This window comes from Roseibium suaedae (assembly GCF_900142725.1).
Lineage (GTDB): Bacteria > Pseudomonadota > Alphaproteobacteria > Rhizobiales > Stappiaceae > Roseibium > Roseibium suaedae.
The window spans coordinates 405,585-424,736 of sequence record NZ_FRBW01000002.1; the positions used below are offsets into that span (position 1 = coordinate 405,585).

A 19,152-nucleotide genomic window follows, 5' to 3' on the forward strand; every position below is an offset into this window, starting at 1 on the left:
TGAGGTTGGTATCAGGTCTTCGCAGTCCTTTGCTTGCTGCCCGCATTGGAAACCTTTCGTTTGCCATGCTGCGCAATTCGGATCGCCATTTTCCGGCGCGATTTCGAACCTCTAGCACTTTCATCCGTGCTTCACCGGCGTCTGCGACGGAGGAGAAAACGTCTCCCAAAACCCGGTGCAGCATGCATAAACCGCATATTTTTCAGATAGATAACACCAGATAGATACAATTTTACTCAAATACATCTCAAGTTTGATTCAAAATAGATTTAAAGTTGTTTCAAAATAAAATCAGATTACATTTAAGTTCTAATCTGTTCTTATCTAGCGGATTATGAAGTAATAAAAATCGAAATGTCATCGTGAAGCCAGCCTTGGGGAGGGCTCATGATGATTAGATCGAATTCAAAACTGAAGATTGCCTGTTTCGGAATTGCGCTGGCGCTGACGAGCACTTTGGCTCATGCAGCTCCCGCCCGTTTCATGGAAATGGGAAAGAGCGTCTCCGCGCCGCTTGGCCATGTTCAGTTCTGCTTGGACAACTCCGAAGCCTGCATCGGTCAGCCGGAACAGCCGGTCGTGGTCAAGCTTTCGGAAAACCGCTGGCAGGAGCTGATCGACCTGAACAAGCGCGTGAACAAGAAGATCCGTCCAGTCACCGATGAAGAACAGTTTGGTGTTCTGGAGTACTGGGGCTACCCGACGAACGGGCAAGGCGACTGTGAGGAATATGTTCTGGAGAAGCAGCGCGAGTTGCTGAAGGCCGGCTGGCCGCGCAGCGCCCTGCTGATCACTGTCGCCAAGGACATGAAGAACGCCGGTCACGCCGTTTTGACGGTGCGCACCGACCAGGGGGACATGATCCTCGACAACCAGATTGAAGCCGTCCTGCCGTGGTACGCGACGCCATACCGCTACATCAAGCGGCAGTCGACCCGCGAACCGGCCAAGTGGACGGGCATTTCGGACACCCGCGTTACCGCAGTCGGTAGCGTCGGCAACTGACACAAGCTGATGTGAATTCGCCGGTCCGCAAGTGATTTCGGGCAGGCACCAGAGAAAGATCCGGTCGCGTCCCCACCCTCCCCATCCCTACCACGACCGGGTCCAGGGAGCCGGCCCGCCCCCGCAGGCCGGCTCCCGTCCTTTTCACCCTCCCCATTGTGGGGTGAAATGGCCGTATCAGGGAAAACTCAGACCGCCTTCAGGCCGGCCTTGAAACGCTTCCAGTTCCGCACGTAGTTCGCGGCAGATTCCCGAAGCCCCTTTTCCGTAACTTCATCAAGCTGCCGGATCACCTTGCCGGGCATGCCCACGACAAGCGAATTGTCCGGGATGACCTTGCCCTCGCCAATCAGCGCATTGGCCCCAACGATGCAATTCCGGCCGATGACCGCGCCGTTAAGGACGGTTGCTCCCATCCCGATCAGCGAGTTCTCACCGACAGTGCAGCCATGCAGAATGGCCTTGTGGCCGATAGTGCAATCCGCACCGATGGTCAGCGGAAAACCCATGTCCGTGTGCAACACGCAGCCTTCCTGCACATTGGAGCGCTCGCCCACGTGGATCAGTTCGTTGTCGCCGCGCAGCACTGCCCCGAACCAGACACTGGCATCCTCATCCAGTTTCACCTTGCCGATGACACAGGCAGTCGGTGCGATCCAGTAACGGCTCTCATCCGGAAGATCGGGCTCTACGCCGTCGAGCTGGTAAAGTGTCATGGTTCCTCCTGTTGGATTTCAGACAGTCAGTATCTGCCCATGACAATAAGAACGAGCTGAATCAGCAGCAAGCCCGTTCCAAGGCTCCACATCCCGGCAATGGTGGATGACGCGACGAACCAGCCGAACGGGCGATTCTCTATCCGGCGGCCCCGAATGGCGTTGCGCATGATGATAAACGGGCCTGCAAAGAAGCAAAAACCAGTATATCCAACGATTCCTGCAACCCCTTCCACTGCGAGATTGAATCGGGGCGGCTGATTGGTCAAAAACTGATAAGCACTGCCAATCACTCCCGCAGCCACAAAGCCTGCGCACCCGATATACAACGCCAGGAAGAGATCAGACATCGAACTATTAACCTCTTGTTAACCATTTGAGCCTGAATCTGGCCCTTTAAGAGGGTCAAAAGCAATAGCTGTGCCGTTCTGACAAATGGCATTAACCTGGCAGAAACCCTGACCAATGCGCAACACGGTGAAACACCTCGGGTCCCGAACTGGCACAGGCCTGTCCTGGCTTCGGGAAAAGGTGCGCCGTTTTAGGTCAGCGCCAGTTTCCGGTGTTGCAAGATGATCCCGCTGGAGCTGCCCCGGTCCAGCGGCATGAAGCCGATCCATTTCACGATTCTGACCGGCGCAATCGCTCTGCTGACGGTGCTCTATATCGGCGTGCTGGCTGCCCGGTGGAGCGGAGCCTGGCGCGGCGACATGTATTGGACGCCGGACCTGACCGGCCTGCACATGCAGGTGGGGAACGTTGAGCTGCTGGTCGAAGGCAACCTGATGCGCACGCCCGCCCAACGTCTGACCCAGACACTCACCCAGGCAACCGGCGGCAGCCGGATGGACAAGCTTGAGCTGAGCACCCTCTGGCCGTCGATGACGGGAGCCGCCCCGGCAGACCGGCGGCAATTCGATGGCTTCCGCAAAGGATCCAATCTTATCGAGATCGATATCCTGGCTGAAACCGGACAGGAAACCATGCGCGACCAGCTTGAGCCCGTGTACCGCCGGCTGGCCCGCGGACAGGAAACAAAGGGACCGGCCGGTCTCAAGGTCCTGACCCTCTCCTCCCCGGTTGCCCTGATGCTGGACCAGGTGATGTTCGAACCGGGAGAGGCATCTGACTACATTGCCCGCTGCCGCACCCCGAAAGGACAGCCCGCCGTATGCGAAAGAGAGCTGCGGACGGATGGGCTCGTTGTCCGGTACCGGTTCGAGCGCGGGCTTCTGGCCAACTGGGGCCGGCTCGACCGCAAGGTCCTTGCTCTGATCAAGGACATGGCCGCCTGAGAACCACCTTCTCTTTCCTGAGCGGCCATTCCAGACAATAAAAAACCCGGCTCGCGGAGGCGTGCCGGGTTTTTTGTAACCAGATCCGCCAGGCGGACCGGTCAGACGATCAAGCTTCTTCGAGATCCATCTCGAGGATGGCCATCTGGAAGTTCCAGCTCAGATCCTCGTCCTCGTCATCGCGGAAGATCACGCCGATGAACTCTTCCCCAATATAGACCTCGGCGGAATCATCCTTGCGCGGACGCGCCTTGAGCTTCAGCGTGGTCAGGGAAAACTTCTTCTGCAGGTAAGCTTCCAGCTTCTTGATTTCTTCAGCCTTCACGTGGCTTCTCCAGATCTGTTCAGTGGTGAATTCGCGCGGACCCTACAGCAATCGGCAGGCTTGCCAACTGCCGGGTGTCAGCTTTCCCCGTGTTCCTGTTCTGCAACCGCATCGGCGGCCAGGAGCTGGTTCATGCTGCGCGCGGGTTCAGAGCAGCCCGCCCGCCCCACAACCTTCGCCGGCACACCGGCAACGGTTGAATTCGGCGGCACATCCTTCAGAACGACGGAACCGGCTGCAATGCGCGAGCAGTTGCCGATCTCCAGATTGCCAAGGATCTTGGCCCCGGCGCCAATGAGAACGCCGTGACGGATCTTCGGATGACGGTCGCCGCTTTCCTTGCCCGTCCCGCCCAGGGTCACGCCCTGGAGGATGGAGACATCATCGCCGATCTGCGCAGTTCCGCCAACGACCAGGCCGGTACCATGATCGATGAAGATGCCGCGGCCGACCGGAACTGCCGGGTGGATGTCCACCTGGAAGACCTCAGAGGATCGGCTCTGCAGATAAAGGGCGAAGTCGTGACGGCCCTGACGCCAGAGCCAGTTGGCAAGGCGATGGGTCTGAAGCGCATGGAAGCCCTTGAAATAGAGCACCGGCTCCAGAAGACGGTTGCAGGCAGGGTCGCGGTCAAAGACGGCAACCATGTCCACCCGGAAGATCTCGGCCAGCACCGGCTCCGAGGCGAGAGCCTCCAGATAGGTCTGACGGATCAGAGACGCCGAAACGATGTCCCGGCCCAGACGGTCACCCAGGCGGTGGACGACAGCTTCTTCCAGCTTCTCGTGATTGAGAACGGTCTCATAGACAAAGGAAGACAGAGCCGGCTCGGCAGCGACCATGGCCTTGGCTTCTTCACGAAGCTGACGCCAGACCGGATCATGCAGCGCGAGAGACGCCGCATTCTGGCGTGGACTTGGATTCGACATGGCTTGTCTCCTTTTCAAGCCGTCCTGCTTATGGACGCATAAGATAGGATCGTTCCGGGCAATTCCAAAGACAATCTTGCACCGGCGCTGACGGACTGGTTACCTGATCGCGAAACCGCCCGGCATTTGGACGGGTCACGAGACAGATCAGGAGCCGCAATCGTGAAACCTTCCCCGGAACTCAGGACCGGAACAATCAGGACCAAGGTCGAGGGAACTGTTGGCTGGCTGGTAGTCGACAATGAGGCCAAACGCAATGCCCTGAGCCTGGCGATGTGGACACAACTTCCGGAACAGGTTGCGGACCTCAGTAGTCATCCGGATGTGCGGATGATCATCCTGCGCGGCGCGGGCGACAGCGCCTTCATCTCCGGAGCAGACATTTCCGAGTTCGAGGCGACCCGCGCCACGGCCGAAGCTGCCCGCGCCTATGACCAGATCAATGTCGCTGCCTTCAAGGCTCTGAAAACCGCTCCCAAGCCGACCCTGGCCATGATCCGGGGACATTGCATGGGCGGTGGTCTCGGCCTCGCCTTTGCCTGCGACATGCGGATCGCAGCACAGGGAAGCGTCTTTGCCATCCCAGCCGCCCGGCTCGGGCTTGCCTATCCGGTGGAGGCCATGGCCGACATCGTCGAGGCGGTGGGGCCAGCAACTGCCAAGCGCCTTCTTTTCACCGCCAGCCGCCTGACGGCAGAGGAAGCCCTGGCGGCTCATGTGATCGACGAACTGGTCAGCGCGGAGGAGCTGGAAGATCGTTGCCGGGCTCTGGCAGACACGATCAGTGCCAATGCGCCGATGACATTGAAAGCCGCCAAGCTGACGATCAACGCGCTTTCCAGTGGCGCAGCCGGGGACCTGGAAAAAGCGATGGCGGCGGCGGACGCCTGTTTCACCAGTTCCGACTTTGCGGAAGGGCGTTCCGCCTTTCTGGAAAAGCGCCAACCCAGCTTCACGGGGAAATGACCCGGCACACCCACTTCAACTCCCCGATTCAACCTCTTCACAAAAGACGCGAAGCTTCTGGGCAGACTCAGCTTTCTCACCTGAGCCAAACTTGAATCATCACTTCAAAAGAGAGAGTTTCCGTGAGTCGGCCTCACCAAAACTGGGCCAGCCTAACCAGTTAAAGCAGAATCGAAACCTGAAGAACTTGAATCAGATTCAGAACCTGAACAAACGGATTCAAGCCGCTGGAATGATTCCAGCTTTTACAGCTTCAAACCCACTCCGACGTCTTGAGCCCCAGCAGGAAGCCTTCCACCGCTCCGGCAAAGACATCATTGCGGTCACCTGCAACCATATGTCCTGCTCCTTGAATATCCGTAAACAAGGCGTGTGGAACGAGCTCCTGAAATTCACGGGCATGACTTTCCGAAACCAGCTCGGAATTCCGCCCCCGCACCAGCAGAACGGGCACCTGCAGATTGCTTGCCGCAGCCACCATCCGTTCCTCGACCAAGGCCGCCTTGGCCCCGCCCGGAGAGCGCTCGGCTAGAATGAACTTTGGATCCCAATGCCAGCGGTAGCGTCCATCCTCTCCGAGCCGCAGGTTCTTTGACAGGCCCGAGAGATCGGTTGGGCGCTTGCGGTTCGGCAGATAGGCCGCAATCGCATCGGCCGCCTCTTCGACCGTGCCAAAGCCCGCCTCGATCCGGTCGCTCATGAATCCGATCACCTTGCCGACCCCGCCGTGATCCATCCGGGGCGTCACGTCGACCAGCACGAGCGCGGCAAGACACCCGCGCTGGATCTCGCCCTCAGCCAGCATCGACGCCAGACCGCCGAGCGACGCTCCGACCACGACGGGCCGGGCGCCGGTCTCCGCCAGGATCTGCCCGCTCACCGCAACCAGATCTCCGGCAAAATCCTCAAAGCCGTAATGACCGGAGACAACCCATTCACTCTCCCCGTGGCCGCGCTGATCCATGCAGTAGACAACGTGACCGAGAGCAGCGATGCGCTGCGCTGCCGCCGCCCAGGAATGGCGTGTCTGCCCGCCACCATGAAGCAGGAGAACCGGCTGCCCGCTCTCGCCGAAACGGTCGGCAACCAGACGATTGCCCTCCCTGCCTTCAAAGGTGACGAGCGCTGACATCAGTCCATCTCTCCGTTGAGGAATTCGAGAACACCCTGCTTGTAGACCTTGTCCCCGACGGCGACCATGTGGTCACGGTTCGGAATGTCCAGCACGCGTGCGTTCTGCATCAGGTCAGCCAGCTTCTGCGGCGAACCAGCAATGTCATCCTTGGTCCCGACAGCGACCAGAACCGGACGGGTGATCCGGCCAACGTCTGCTTCGGAGATCTTCTGACGGGAAGACCGGATGCAGGCGGCCAGCGCCCGGCGATCCGACTTGGTCTGTTCGGCAAAGGCACGGAAGGCACGGCCCGTGCGATCGGAAACATCCTGAATGGTCTCTGCTTCCAGCCCCCGGGCAATTGGCTCCGGATCACCCACGCCGGTGATCATGCCGATGCCGAGACCACCGAAGATCACCCGCTTGACCCGGTCAGGATGATTGAGCGTCAGGAAGGCTGAAATCCGCGCGCCCATGGAATAACCCATCACGTCAGCGGCCTCGATGCCCAGATGATCGAGAAGACGCCGCGCATCTTCGGCCATCACCGGCGCACCGTAGGAATCGGAATCATAGAACTTGGTACTCTCGCCGTGACCACGATTGTCCAGCGCGATCACCCGGCGGCCGTCCTTCACCAGAAGATCGACCCAGCCCGGATAGACCCAGTTGATCGTGCCATTGGACGCAAACCCGTGAATGAGGAGGATCGGATCGCCTTCCCCCTCGTCCAGATAGGAGATCTCGATTCCATCCTTTTGAAACTTCGGCATTTTGACCTTACTTTGACGTAAACGGTAAATGTACTCCTTCCAGCTTATGGCGAATGCAGGCAGGGGAAAAGCCCTTCTCGCGCCTCATTCGTCCAGTAAACGGGACAGGATGGGGAAGGAAATGTCCTTTCCTCTACCCAAGCCGAATTCAAATGAGTATGTTCCGGCCAACGAAACCCTTTGACGTATTGGATTGAACCGATGGCGGATCACTTCATCCCGCACTTCCAGAACACCAGCGGCCATGACTCGATCGCAATCGGTGCGCATGAATTCATGTGCATCGGCGCAAAGCCCCCTTTCGATCATCCGCACATCTTCCTGGACATGGGCAATGAACACGAGATCGTGTGTCCCTATTGCTCGACGCTCTACAAGTTCGATTCGTCCCTGAAGCCGCAGGAAGCCTCCCCGGCCGATTGCACCTTCGTTCCTGCAGCGGCCTGATCCTTCTCACGATTTACGGAAGTGGATGACTGACCCATGGGTCCGTCCAAGACGATGACAGAACCTGCCCGGAGCACCGGGCCGGTTCTGGTTGCTGGCGCCGGCATCGGCGGCCTGACGGCAGCTCTTGCGCTGGCAAGGGTTGGCCACAAGGTCATCGTTGCAGAGCGCAGCCCCGAGCTTGCCGAAGTTGGCGCAGGCCTGCAGCTTTCCCCCAATGCCTGCCATGTGCTGGAACAGATCGGGGCTCTGGATGCCATCCATGGCGCGGGCTTCGAACCGGAAGCCGTCCGCATCCGCTCCGCCCGCTCCGGCGAGGACATCACACGGCTTCCGCTGGGTTCCAGCCTGCGCAAGCGCTTCGGCGCCCCCTATCTGGTCGTCCACCGGGCCGACCTGCAGCGGGCCCTGTTCGACACGGCCAACAAGCATCCGGAAATCGAATTCCGCTTCGGCCACAAGGTCGCAGGCCTCGAGGACGAACCGGATGCTCCCGTCCGTGTCCGGTTCGAGACGACCTCCGGCAGCACCAACATTGATGCCTTCGCAGTCATTGGCGCAGACGGCGTCTGGTCAGCCCTGCGCGGAATGATCCCTGGACACAGCGAAGCCAGGTTCAGCGGCCGCACCGCCTACCGGGCCACCGTTTCCTCGTCCCGTGTGCCCGATGACCTCCTGACCGATACAGGTCTGTGGCTGGGCAATGATGCCCATCTGGTCCATTACCCGGTCCACGGCAGCAAGGACTTCAACATCGTTGCGCTGATCGAGGAAGACTGGACAGAGAAGACCTGGTCGGGAAGCGTCGACAGGGCCAGCTTCCTGCAGCACTTTGGCCGCTGGGCACCTGAAGTGAAGGCTCTCCTGTCGGTGCCGGATACCTGGCTGAAGTGGGCTCTGTGCGGTGTGGATGGCTCGGGCCCCTGGACCCATGGCCGCCTCGCGCTCCTGGGCGATGCCGCGCATGGCATGCTTCCCTTTGCAGCGCAGGGAGCCGGCATGGCGATAGAAGATGCTGCCGTGCTCGCCAGCTGCCTGAAGCCAGGCACGGACAGTCCCGTTGCAGCGCTCAAGACCTATGAGGCAAAGCGCAAGGACCGGGTCGTAAAGGTGCAGCAGACCGCCGTCAGCAACGGCAAGATCTATCACCTCTCCGGACCGATGGCGTTTGCCCGCGATACCGTCATGCGGCTGGCTCCGCCTGCCCGGCTCAGCAGCCGGATGGACTGGATCTATGGCTGGAAGCCCCCCGCTTGAGGCTCTGATTTCCAGCAAAACGCGCAGGCATTCTTGAGTGCAGGCCCAGCTTACGCTAAAGCCATCCTCCAATCAGCTCCCGGGAGATCAGCTATGGCGGAAGGCGACGCACAGAACGAGGTAACCGCAGGTTTCCTTGTCATTGGCGACGAGATCCTGTCCGGACGGACGAAGGACAAGAATATCGGCTTCCTGGCCGACTATCTGACCGCCATCGGCATCGACCTTTGCGAAGTCCGCATCGTCCCGGATATCCGGGAAAGGATCGTGGAGGCCGTCAACGAGCTGCGGGCGCGTTACACCTACATCTTCACGTCCGGCGGTATCGGCCCCACCCATGACGACATCACCGCAGACAGCATTGCCGCTGCCTTCGGTGTCTCCATTGACGTGGACCCCCGTGCCCGTGCCATTCTCGAAGCGCATTATCCTCCCGGACAGCTCACCCCTGCCCGCCTGCGTATGGCCCGCATTCCGGATGGCGCGGACCTGATCGAGAATCCGGTCTCCAAGGCTCCCGGTTTCCGGATCGGCAATGTGCATGTGATGGCGGGCGTTCCCTCCATCATGCAGGCCATGGTCGATTCCATCGCCCCGACCCTGAAGACGGGCGCAAAGATGCTGTCGCGGACCGTGGATGCGGATCTGCCCGAGAGCCGCCTGGCTGAGCGGCTGGCAGAGATCCAGCAGGCCTTTCCGGAAACGCTGATCGGTTCCTATCCCCGTACCACGGACGGCCGCTTCACCACCCAGGTGGTCATCCGCTGCCGGAACGAGGACAGCCTGGAGCGGGCAACGAGCACAGTTGAAGAGGCCGTGCGCCAAGCGCTGGCCTGACCTACCCCTTTTCCCGCCGGAAAGGCGGATATTGAGACAGGATTTAAGACCAATGGAAAACCCAGCACAAGACAAAGCCTTCCCGGTTTCCTGGGACATGCTCCACCGCGATGCCCGCGCCCTCGCATGGCGCCTGTCCGGTCAGGGCGAATGGAAAGCCATCGTTGCCATCACCCGTGGCGGCCTTGTCCCGGCAGCCATCATTGCCCGTGAACTCGGCATCCGCACCATCGAGACGGTCTGCATTGCCTCCTATCACGACTATGAAAACCAGGGCGAGCTGCAGGTCATCAAGCCGGTCGACCCGAAGGTCGTCGATCTGGAAGAAGGCCAGGGCAGCGGCGTGCTTGTGATCGACGATCTGGTCGACACCGGCAAGACCGCCCGCGTTGTCCGCGAAATGCTGCCGAAGGCGCATTTTGCGACGGTTTACGCCAAGCCGATGGGCTGCCCGCTGGTCGACACGTTCATCACGGAAGTGTCCCAGGACACCTGGATCTACTTCCCCTGGGACATGGGCCTGCAGTTCCAGCCGCCGCTGGCAAAGGACACCCGTGGCTAAGCCTCAAGGCACAGCTTTCAAAGGGATTTCCCTTTGATGTCATTCAAGCCCGCCAGCCCTCTGGCGGGCTTGTTGCTTTTTGGCATCACATGCGTGTGAGAAGACACACCCGGACCTCCTCTGCCACGATCTGGGCTCATTTTGGATGATACCCAGAGGCTCATGAAGGAACTTCTTTCACCCTTTTACGTTTAAGACTTGGATCCCTCCTCCCGATCCAACCGTCAAAAAGCACCAAGGCCCCATTGATGTCCGTATCCGTTCCGCCCGTTACCCGCCGCGCCTTTCTCGTCTCGGCGTCCGCTTCCCTGCTTGCCGGCTGCATGGGCACCGGTCGGCCCCTTCCAGTGGAGGCTCCGACTTCGGTCGGACGGCGCATCGATCCGGAATATCTCTACATGTACCGCGCCATGCCGGAAGAGCAGTTCCCGCTGCCTGCCGTTGATCTCAGCAAGATCAATCCGGTCTATTACCGCCAGGTCGTGGACTTCGCCTCGAACGAGCCCACCGGCACAATCATCGTCGATACGCCCAACCGCTTCCTGTACCTGACCATGGAAGGCGGCAAGGCCATGCGCTACGGCGTCGGCATCGGCCGCGATGGTTTCACCTGGGGCGGTACCGCACGCATTGCCTACAAGAAGGAATGGCCGGTGTGGACCCCGCCGTCCGAAATGATCGACCGTCAGCCGGAACTCGAACCCTATCGCAACAAGGGCATGGGTCCGAGCCTGGAGAACCCGCTTGGCGCCCGTGCGCTCTACATCTTTGAAGGCAACCGCGACACACTTTACCGCCTGCATGGCACCAATGAATTCTGGTCCATCGGCAAGGCCGTCTCGTCCGGCTGTGTCCGCCTGCTCAATCAGGATGTGATCGACCTTTACAACCGCGTCCCCAACGGCACGCGTGTCGTCGTCCGCCAGTCCTGAGACTGATTTCCCCTCACCGGGCAAAAGAAAAGGCGGTGCGCCAGACGCACCGCCACAGACTGCCGACAAAGGTATAAATCTCCCGATCGTCATCCCGGCCAAGCGGAGCGCGAGCCGGGACCGGTGAGCCAGAAGAGTTACGGTTTCAATCAGCTAACGACCGATGCGCCTCGGCTCACCGGTCCCGGATCTCCGCTTCGCTGCGTCCGGGATGACCAACTGATAGGTTTGTCATCATCCTCAGGCGGGGCGCCAGACGCACCGCCTTTTTTGTTTCCGAACAGAAAGCTGTCCTTCAGACATCAAGGTTGACAGGCAGGACCGCCTCAATGCCATCGAGCGTAACACTGCAGCCGATGGCATAGACTTCGACACCAGCCTCCTTTGCAGCCGAGAAAGCCGCCGCATAGGCCGGATCGATATCCGCCGCCAGCGACAGGCGGGAACAGTCCGGGCGCTGCACGAGAAACACCATCACGGCCCGATGGCCCTGCGCCACCATCTCCGACAGTTCTCCAAGATGCTTGGCACCTCGGGCGGTCACCGAATCGGGAAACTCCGCCAGCCCCGCTTCGCGCATCAGATGGACGTTCTTGACCTCCACATAGGTCAAACCGCCATCCTCCCCCTCCAGCAGAATGTCGATACGGGAATTCTTGCCGTATTTCACTTCCCGCCGGAGCGACGCATAGCCACTGAGTTCAGGAATGCGGCCCGCCTCCAGCGCCTCTTCCACCAGCTTGTTGGGATGGGCGGTGTTGATGCCGACCAGCGCACCGTCGGCCTCCATCACTTCCCAGGAATATTTGAGCTTGCGGGAGGGATTGTCGGACAGGGACAGCCAGACCCGCGAGCCCGGCTGCTTGAGGCCGAGCATGGAGCCCGGATTGGCACAATGGGCCGTGATCTCGCTGCCATCCTCATCAAGGATCACATCTGCGAGAAAGCGCTTGTACCGCTTGACCAGGCGGCCGCTGACGAGGGGAGCTGAGAACTTCATGCGCCTTGATTAGCGCGAGAACAAAAAGGAAACAAGGCCTTTTCATTCCACCAGCAGTGGCAGACCGGATTTAGCGCGACCAGAAATCCGGATCGAGCAGAACCAGCACCGTGAAAAGTTCCAGACGGCCGATCAGCATGGCAAAGGACAGTAGCCACTTGGCGCCTTCAGGCAGGCCTGAGAAGTTCCCGGCCGGGCCGATCATCGTGCCGAGACCCGGGCCAACGTTACCGATGGATGTCGCAGCCGCCGATATGGCCGTAACCAGGTCCAGCCCGAAGAAGGACAGTGCCAGCGTCACCGCTCCGACAGATCCCAGATAGACCACGAGGAAGGCGAGAACCGAGAAGGAGAGTTCCGTGGTCAGGCGCGTGCCGCCATATTGCTCGGACATCACCCGGTTCGGCCGGACCATCCGGCGCAGATGCGCCCGGACCGTGCCGAAGAACACCAGAAAGCGGAACATCTTGATGCCGCCAGTCGTCGATCCGGTACAGCCGCCGACGAATTTCAGCAGCAGGGCAATGCCGATAACGGGGGCGCCCCACTGGGTGTAATCGCCCAGCGCATAGCCGGTCCCGGTCACGATGGAAACGACGTTGAAGGTCGCCTTCAACAGTGCCTCGTGGAAAGGCATGTCCATTTCGATGCCGAGATAGATCGTGAGCACGAGGGAAACAACGCCTAGGAACCCCAGCAGCGCCCGCACCTGCGGATCGCGCCAGAGAATGAGGGGCTGCCCGCGCAAGGCCTGCACGATGAGCACGAAAGGCAAGGCGCCGATGATCATGAACAGGATCGCGACCCAGCCCGAGGCGGCGCTTTCGAAATGGCCGAAAGACATGTCATGGGTGGAAAAGCCACCGGTCGAAATCGTCGTCAGGCCGTGATTGAAGGCATCGAACATGTCGAGACCGGTCGCCAGAAAGGCGACGATGCAGGTCACCGTCAGCAGCACATAGGTGAGGCCCAGAAGGCGGATCAGCTCAACCGAACGGCTGACGATCTTTTCCGAACGGTCGGAGTTTTCCGTCTGGAACAGCTGCATCCCGCCAATCCTGAGGAATGGCAGCAGCACGATGGCCATGACGATGATGCCGACGCCGCCCATCCACTGCATGATCGACCGCCAGACAAGCAGCCCCGGAGGCAACCCGTCGAGCCCGGACAGAACAGTCGACCCAGTGGTGGTGAAGCCGGACACGGCCTCGAAGACGGCATCCGCATAGCCGATCCCGAGCCACAGGAACGGCAGGGCGCCGAAGGCCGGCAGGGTTGCCCAGGACAGGGTGGTCAGCACGAAGGTCTGGCGGGTGTCGAGACCGATGTTCAACGAGCCACCGACAGCTGTCGACAACAGCATGCCGACGAGACCGGTCAGCAGAGAAGAGAAGACAAAAGCCTGCCAGTCGGCGTTCTTCGCGGCAACATCCACAATGGCCGGAATCAGCATGGCCGTGGCCAGACCGACATAAAGGAAACCCAGGACGTTGAGGACAGGGCGCAATGACAGCAAACTGTTGGGTTCCCGCACCATGATGGCTATCCGGCTCCGCGGCCTGAACGGTTTTCTCCCGCCCCGGCTCCCGGACCACTCCCGAACGTCCTACCCGGTTTGCCCCACTTTGCCAATGGGCAGGGCCATGAGCGCGAAAATGGCTGCATAGGCCTGCATGTCAGGTGCCGGGCGAAAAGACATATCGCTTTGCTTGCGTGCCCACGCTTGGCGGCAAGCCGGTCTGGGCGAACATCTGCTCCCCCTCCGCAAGATTTGCCCAGAAGTCCGCCCACGGGTGATCCTTGCGTTCCGCAAGCGCGTCCTCCGTCAGCCGGAAGGGAAAGGCATGAACAGGCACTTTCGCCTGACCGGATGCATGAGCTGCCTCGACCAGCAGGTAAATCTCCTCAATCGCCGGGTCGGTCATGGCATAGCAGCCGACGGACATGCACTTGCCATGCACCATCAAGAAACTGCCTGTCCGCTTGTGTGACCGGTCAAAGGCATTGGGAAAGCCGAGATTGAAGGACAGGTGATACCGGCTGTTGGGGTTCATCTGACCGGCAGACACGGAATAAAAGCCTTCCGGAGCCTGCCCGTCCCCTTCCTTGAGCTTCGGCCCAAGTTCACCGGAGTAGGTGCAGATCGGATAGGTCCTGAACTTGCGATAGGCTTCTCCGTCCCGCAGCCAGACTTCGAGCTCACTGCTTTCCTTGAAGATCCGGATCAGGACCGGAGCCCCCTGCTGAAAACCGGCCTCGGACAGCTCCGCCGCCAGCCGGGGCCAGACCGTTTGCCGGACACCTGCCAGATCCGCCGTTCCGGGCAGAAAATAAGGCGGGATCCAGTTGGCAGCCACGCCAGTCAAAGCGCAGGCCAGAATAAAAACAGCTAGCAGGATCCGGCGCATCATCTGTCCCGTTCCTTAGAATCTCTCAAACCGCGAGAAATCCATCACGCCAAAATCATGGAAATATGGCAAGCACGGCTTGGAAGGTGGAGAAAATTTAAAGGTACAGCCGGTTTGCACGAGCCTCTGACACAAGAGACCTTGGTGCGGGCGGCGGGACTCGAACCCGCATGACCGAAGCCGAGGGATTTTAAGTCCCTTGCGTCTACCAATTTCGCCACGCCCGCTTTGCCGCCTTTGGGTAGCCGCTGAAATGCGGTTCTGCAAGCGCTTTGCACGTGATTGCGCACGGCTTTTGTCCAAGGTCTAGCAATCGCGGCCTCAAGAGGATATTTGAACTCCTACTAGGAACACTTGGCCCACGTCAGACCCCGGCGCCGCACTGTCGCAGAGACTTGCAGACAGGAGCCGTCGCCAGCGGTGGCCTTCCGGCATTTTGCCAGGTCTGGCCGGGTCATCGACAAAAGAGCAATGAAGCAGCCCATGGTCACCTATATCGACGCCGCAGACGCACCGCTGAAGAACACCGGCCAGATCCGCCTTTATTCCAAGGACGATTTCGCTGGCATGCACAAGGCCTGCCAGCTGACTGCCGGCTGCCTCGACGAACTGGCTGCCATCGTCAAGCCGGGCGTGACCACTCAGGAAATCGACGACTTCGTCTATGCCTATGGCACGGAGCGCGGCGGCATTCCGGCAACGTTGAACTACCGCGGCTACACCAAGTCCAGCTGCACCTCGATCAACCATGTGGTCTGCCACGGCATCCCCAATGACAAGCCGCTGCGGGAAGGCGACATCGTCAACATCGACGTCACCTATATCGTCGATGGCTGGCACGGGGATTCCAGCCGCATGTATCCGGTGGGCGAAATTGCCCGCAAGGCAGAGCGCCTGCTGGAAGTGACCTACGAATCCCTGATGATCGGCATCGAGGCTGCGAAGCCCGGCAACACGACCGGCGACATTGGCGCTGCGATCCAGACCTTCGTGGAAGGGAACCGGTTTTCGGTGGTTCGCGATTTCTGCGGTCACGGCGTCGGCAAGCTGTTCCATGACACGCCGAACATCCTGCATTATGGCCGCCCCGGTGAAGGCATCGAGCTGCGTCCGGGCATGATCTTCACGATCGAGCCGATGGTGAACACCGGCCGCCCGCATGTGAAGGTTCTCTCCGACGGCTGGACTGCGGTCACCCGGGACCGGTCCCTGTCTGCCCAGTATGAGCATTCGATCGGCATCACCGAAGACGGCTGTGAAATCTTCACCCTGTCCCCGGCCGGCCTGCATACGCCGGGCCTGACCATCGGCTGAACAAACACCTCCCTTCGCTTTGGTTGAAGTTCTGGAAAATTCAACCAAAGCGGATAGAATGCCCTGCAGGTGAGTAAGCACATGCGGGGCCGGGAGGCCGAATGCCCATGGAAGAGATGCGGAGCGGGTTCAACGAGAAGCCTGCTGATCCGGACGCCAAGGGCCATCGCCAAAGGCTGCGAGAACGCTTTGCCAATCATGGGCCAGGCGGTTTCGCCGATTATGAACTCCTCGAACTTTTGCTGTTCTTCGTCCTGCCCCGCCAGGACACCAAGCCGATTGCCAAGGCGCTTCTGAAGCGCTTCGGCACCTATGCCGGCGTACTCGCCGCTCCCCCTGCCCGCCTGAAGGAAATACCCGGCGTCGGTGACCGGGTCGCCGAGCTACTGAAGCTCACGCACGCCAGTGCTATCCGCTTCACCCGCACGGAAGTGCCTGACCGGGAAACGCTCTCCTCCTGGTCCAAGGTGATCGACTATGTCCACACGGCGATGGCCTTCTCGGAAGTCGAAGAGTTCCGCATCCTGTTCCTGGACAAGCGCAACGGACTGATCGCCGATGAGGTGCAGCAGACCGGCACGGTCGACCACACTCCGGTCTATCCGCGAGAGGTAATCCGCCGGGCGCTGGAACTCTCAGCGACTGCTCTGATACTAGTTCACAATCACCCGAGCGGCGACCCGACGCCATCGCGCGCGGATATCCAGATGACCCGGCAAATCGCAGAGATTGCGAAACCGCTTGGCGTCGAGGTGCATGACCACATCATAGTCGGCAAACAAGGGCAAACCAGCTTTCGCGGCCTGCAGTTGCTTTGACCAAGCGCCACACCTTCAGCAAAGCTAGGCAATCTCCACTTCCGGGGCAGGCAAGATTTTTCCTCGAAACATTTATTCTTACAGGCAATTAACCTAGAAAATCCGGCATTCATTAATAGCTTTCGAGAATACTCCGATGAAAGAAGCGGGGGCATATTGATGAAATTCAGCGGCGAGAACTCCGGAGGGAAGATTGCAAACGTCATCATCATTCCGATGATTGGTGTCGTCGTTTTTGCAGTCGCCTGCGTCTTCGCCCTGATGATCTGGTCATCCCGTGTTTCCGACGAAAGCGCGGCCAACAGCCAGCGCAAGCTTCTCAATGGCGCAATCGAACTGAAGCTCGACCAGATGTCCCGTCAGCAAGCGGGGTCGTCGGTCTGGGATCTCGCCTTCTTCAAGACCGCCTCTTCCGTTGTCGACAGTGACTGGCTGAAGCAGAACATCGGCGCCTGGCTCAATAAGAGCTATGGTTTTGAAAAGACGCTCATTCTCAATCGCGATGGCGATGAGATCTTCACCTACTCGCAGGACCAGTCTTCAGGCTGGGCGTCCTCCGATGTCATGAACCAGCTTCGTGGTGCCGTCGCCAAGACCCGCGCCCGCTATATTTCCTCCTTCATCCGCACGCCCTCGGGCCTGTTCCAGTATTCCCCTGGCGCAAAAAGACCCAAGGGCGAGAACCAGACCGAGACCGGACTGCTCAAGATCGGCCGCGAAATCTATTTCTTCAGCGCAGCGGCGATCACCCAGGAACTGCACAGCATCACCGCTGTCCGCACCCCGCCGGCAGTGCTTATCTCCTTCGACCGCCTCGACCCAACCGAACTTTCCCATCTTGCGACTATTTCGGATCTTTCCGGACTGCAGCTCAGTCAGATGGATGACAGTTCGCTGCTGATGGCAACCATCGAGCTCAAGGCCCCGAACGGTGAATTCCTTTCCTATCTGAAGTGGCAGGCCAATCGTCCGGGGACCGACATGCTCGGCCGTGTGACACCAGTGCTCCTGCTCCTTGCCCTCGCCATCCTGGCCTTGACCGTGGGTGTGATCGACTTCACCCGCCAGTCGACACGCAAGCTTGCGGAAAGCCGCTCGCAGGCAGTCTTCAGTTCCCGGCATGACGCCCTTTCAGGTTTGCCCAATCGGGAGCAATTCAGCCAGCTTCTGCGTGATGCCCTGGTGAAGCGTCCGACAGAGGACCTCAATCTGGCCGTGGTCTATATCGACATGGACCGTTTCAAGGACATCAACGACACGCTCGGCCATGCGGCAGGTGACGAGGCCATCCGCGCCGTTGCCCGAAGGCTTCAGTCCGTCGTTCCCAACAATGGCGCCATCGCCCGTATCAGCGGCGATGAATTCGCCATGCTTCTGCAGGATTGCCCAAGCCAGGAATGGATCGAGCATATCCTGACCCGGATCCAGGACCAGCTTGTGCGGCCTGTCCGCCTGGAGGGCACGGAGCACTATGTCAGCCTGTCCATGGGAGCTGCCGTATCCCCGCGGGACGGGATGGATCCTGGCGAACTTCTTCGCAAGGCAGATATCGCGCTCTATGATGCCAAGGCCAACGGCCGGGGCCGCTGGTCCTTCTTCGACAGCTCCATGCAGGAACAGGTTCTGGCAAAGGACAAGCTCTCACGCGAATTGCGCAAGGCAATCGATGTAGATGGTTTGAGCCTTGCCTATCAGCCCCAGACCGACACGAGTGGCAAGACCATCGTGGCCGTGGAAGCCCTTGCCCGCTGGAACCATCCGGAACTCGGCCCGATCTCGCCGGTCACCTTCATTCCGTTGGCGGAAGAAACCGGCCTTATCAACGATCTGGGCATCTGGGTGCTCAATCAGGCATGCAAAAACGCCCATCGCTGGCCGGATATCGTCGTCTCGGTCAATGTCTCTCCGACCCAGTTCAAGCATCCACGTTTCGTGGAAACCATTCTGGAAACCCTGGATCATCACAAGCTGCCGCCGAGCCGCCTCGAGATCGAAGTTACGGAATCTGTCTTTGCCGGCCAGGACAAGCCGATCCTCAATGCCCTGAAGCGCCTGAAGGATCTTGGCGTGAAGGTCGCTCTGGACGACTTCGGCGCGGGCTATTCCAGCCTGTCCTTCCTGCGGAAATTCCCCTTCGACACCTTGAAGATTGACCGAAACTTCCTCTCTGCGATGGATGACGATCAGGGAGCCAAGGCCATCCTTGCGACGATCATCAGCCTTGGCAAGGCGCTCGGCATGACCGTGGTCGCAGAAGGCGTGGAAACCGCCGAGCAGATGAGCTTCCTGACCGGGCTCGGCTGCCACCGCATGCAGGGTTTCTACATTGCCCGTCCGATGGAAGGCTGCCTTCTGGAAGAATTCCTGGCAGACATGAGCTTTTCGGCAAACATGCCCGAGACATGCGGCAGCGAAGCCCAGCGCCCCACTCTCAAGATTGCGAAGGCCTGAGAG

Annotated in this window: 20 protein-coding genes and 1 tRNA gene; 11 read left to right on the forward strand and 10 right to left on the reverse strand. The window is 59.8% G+C overall.

Features of this window, described 5'->3' with window-relative positions; genetic code table 11:
- Positions 1–387: 387 nt before the first annotated feature.
- On the forward strand, positions 388–1,005 hold the full coding sequence (locus BUA94_RS08940) for a transglutaminase-like cysteine peptidase (protein ID WP_073012024.1): 618 nt from the start codon (positions 388–390) through the stop codon (positions 1,003–1,005).
- Positions 1,006–1,193: 188 nt separating this feature from the next.
- On the opposite strand, the gene BUA94_RS08945 is transcribed toward BUA94_RS08940, so the two are convergent.
- Together BUA94_RS08945 and BUA94_RS08950 are read right to left on the reverse strand one after the other, a co-directional pair.
- A complete protein-coding gene (locus BUA94_RS08945; protein ID WP_073012027.1) occupies positions 1,194–1,721 on the reverse strand; it encodes a gamma carbonic anhydrase family protein in 528 nt (175 codons plus the stop codon).
- Positions 1,722–1,747: 26 nt separating this feature from the next.
- A complete protein-coding gene (locus BUA94_RS08950) occupies positions 1,748–2,071 on the reverse strand; it encodes a DUF6949 family protein (RefSeq protein ID WP_073012030.1) in 324 nt (107 codons plus the stop codon).
- Positions 2,072–2,293: 222 nt separating this feature from the next.
- Here BUA94_RS08950 and BUA94_RS08955 point away from each other — a divergent pair, with 222 nt between their 5' ends.
- Positions 2,294–3,016: a hypothetical protein gene (locus BUA94_RS08955; protein ID WP_073012034.1), complete on the forward strand. Its 723-nt coding sequence runs from the start codon at positions 2,294–2,296 to the stop codon at positions 3,014–3,016.
- 109 nt (positions 3,017–3,125) lie between these two features.
- Here BUA94_RS08955 and BUA94_RS08960 read toward each other — a convergent pair whose 3' ends face one another.
- Both BUA94_RS08960 and cysE read right to left on the reverse strand, forming a co-directional pair.
- Positions 3,126–3,341, reverse strand: coding sequence for a DUF3126 family protein (locus BUA94_RS08960; protein WP_073012039.1), 216 nt, complete (start codon positions 3,339–3,341; stop codon positions 3,126–3,128).
- 77 nt (positions 3,342–3,418) lie between these two features.
- Entirely contained in the window at positions 3,419–4,270 is an 852-nt protein-coding gene (gene cysE, locus BUA94_RS08965) for a serine O-acetyltransferase (protein ID WP_073012042.1), read from the reverse strand.
- A 162-nt stretch (positions 4,271–4,432) separates the two neighbouring features.
- Between cysE and BUA94_RS08970 the strand changes: the two genes are divergently transcribed.
- Complete coding sequence (locus BUA94_RS08970) at positions 4,433–5,236, forward strand: enoyl-CoA hydratase (protein WP_175558026.1); 804 nt, start codon at positions 4,433–4,435, stop codon at positions 5,234–5,236.
- Positions 5,237–5,489: 253 nt separating this feature from the next.
- On the opposite strand, the gene BUA94_RS08975 is transcribed toward BUA94_RS08970, so the two are convergent.
- Together BUA94_RS08975 and BUA94_RS08980 are read right to left on the reverse strand one after the other, a co-directional pair.
- Positions 5,490–6,368, reverse strand: a complete 879-nt coding sequence (locus BUA94_RS08975; RefSeq protein ID WP_073012045.1) for an alpha/beta fold hydrolase — start codon at positions 6,366–6,368, stop codon at positions 5,490–5,492.
- Positions 6,368–7,123: an alpha/beta fold hydrolase gene (locus BUA94_RS08980; RefSeq protein WP_073012049.1), complete on the reverse strand. Its 756-nt coding sequence runs from the start codon at positions 7,121–7,123 to the stop codon at positions 6,368–6,370. Before BUA94_RS08980 ends, BUA94_RS08975 begins: the two co-directional genes overlap by 1 nt.
- Before the next feature lie 201 nt (positions 7,124–7,324).
- On the opposite strand from BUA94_RS08980, the gene BUA94_RS08985 reads away from it, so the two are divergent.
- From BUA94_RS08985 to BUA94_RS09005, 5 genes are all read left to right on the forward strand, one after another.
- Positions 7,325–7,570, forward strand: a complete 246-nt coding sequence (locus BUA94_RS08985) for a zinc-finger domain-containing protein (protein ID WP_073012052.1) — start codon at positions 7,325–7,327, stop codon at positions 7,568–7,570.
- Between the two features lie 36 nt (positions 7,571–7,606).
- A complete protein-coding gene (locus BUA94_RS08990) occupies positions 7,607–8,827 on the forward strand; it encodes an FAD-dependent monooxygenase (protein WP_208980031.1) in 1,221 nt (406 codons plus the stop codon).
- A gap of 93 nt (positions 8,828–8,920) precedes the next feature.
- Positions 8,921–9,664: a competence/damage-inducible protein A gene (locus BUA94_RS08995; RefSeq protein ID WP_073012055.1), complete on the forward strand. Its 744-nt coding sequence runs from the start codon at positions 8,921–8,923 to the stop codon at positions 9,662–9,664.
- A gap of 52 nt (positions 9,665–9,716) precedes the next feature.
- Positions 9,717–10,226, forward strand: a complete 510-nt coding sequence (gene gpt / locus BUA94_RS09000) for a xanthine phosphoribosyltransferase (RefSeq protein ID WP_073012059.1) — start codon at positions 9,717–9,719, stop codon at positions 10,224–10,226.
- Between the two features lie 248 nt (positions 10,227–10,474).
- Positions 10,475–11,158, forward strand: a complete 684-nt coding sequence (locus BUA94_RS09005) for a L,D-transpeptidase (protein ID WP_073012062.1) — start codon at positions 10,475–10,477, stop codon at positions 11,156–11,158.
- 295 nt (positions 11,159–11,453) lie between these two features.
- Here the strand turns inward: BUA94_RS09005 and sfsA are convergent, their stop codons facing one another.
- The 4 genes from sfsA to BUA94_RS09025 form a co-directional block, all read right to left on the reverse strand.
- On the reverse strand, positions 11,454–12,158 hold the full coding sequence (gene sfsA / locus BUA94_RS09010) for a DNA/RNA nuclease SfsA (RefSeq protein WP_073012065.1): 705 nt from the start codon (positions 12,156–12,158) through the stop codon (positions 11,454–11,456).
- 70 nt (positions 12,159–12,228) lie between these two features.
- A complete protein-coding gene (locus BUA94_RS09015; RefSeq protein ID WP_073012068.1) occupies positions 12,229–13,695 on the reverse strand; it encodes a TrkH family potassium uptake protein in 1,467 nt (488 codons plus the stop codon).
- A 139-nt stretch (positions 13,696–13,834) separates the two neighbouring features.
- Entirely contained in the window at positions 13,835–14,569 is a 735-nt protein-coding gene (locus tag BUA94_RS09020; RefSeq protein ID WP_208980032.1) for a L,D-transpeptidase family protein, read from the reverse strand.
- A 139-nt stretch (positions 14,570–14,708) separates the two neighbouring features.
- Positions 14,709–14,793: transfer RNA gene (locus BUA94_RS09025), tRNA-Leu, on the reverse strand.
- A gap of 256 nt (positions 14,794–15,049) precedes the next feature.
- On the opposite strand from BUA94_RS09025, the gene map reads away from it, so the two are divergent.
- The 3 genes from map (at position 15,050) to BUA94_RS09040 (ending at position 19,149) form a co-directional block, all read left to right on the forward strand.
- Positions 15,050–15,880 (forward strand): type I methionyl aminopeptidase, encoded by an 831-nt coding sequence (gene map, locus BUA94_RS09030; protein WP_073013765.1) that lies wholly within the window; start codon positions 15,050–15,052, stop codon positions 15,878–15,880.
- Positions 15,881–15,987: 107 nt separating this feature from the next.
- Positions 15,988–16,698, forward strand: a complete 711-nt coding sequence (gene radC, locus BUA94_RS09035) for a RadC family protein (RefSeq protein ID WP_073012071.1) — start codon at positions 15,988–15,990, stop codon at positions 16,696–16,698.
- A gap of 159 nt (positions 16,699–16,857) precedes the next feature.
- Positions 16,858–19,149, forward strand: a complete 2,292-nt coding sequence (locus BUA94_RS09040) for a bifunctional diguanylate cyclase/phosphodiesterase (protein WP_073012074.1) — start codon at positions 16,858–16,860, stop codon at positions 19,147–19,149.
- The last annotated feature ends 3 nt before the right edge of the window (positions 19,150–19,152 follow it).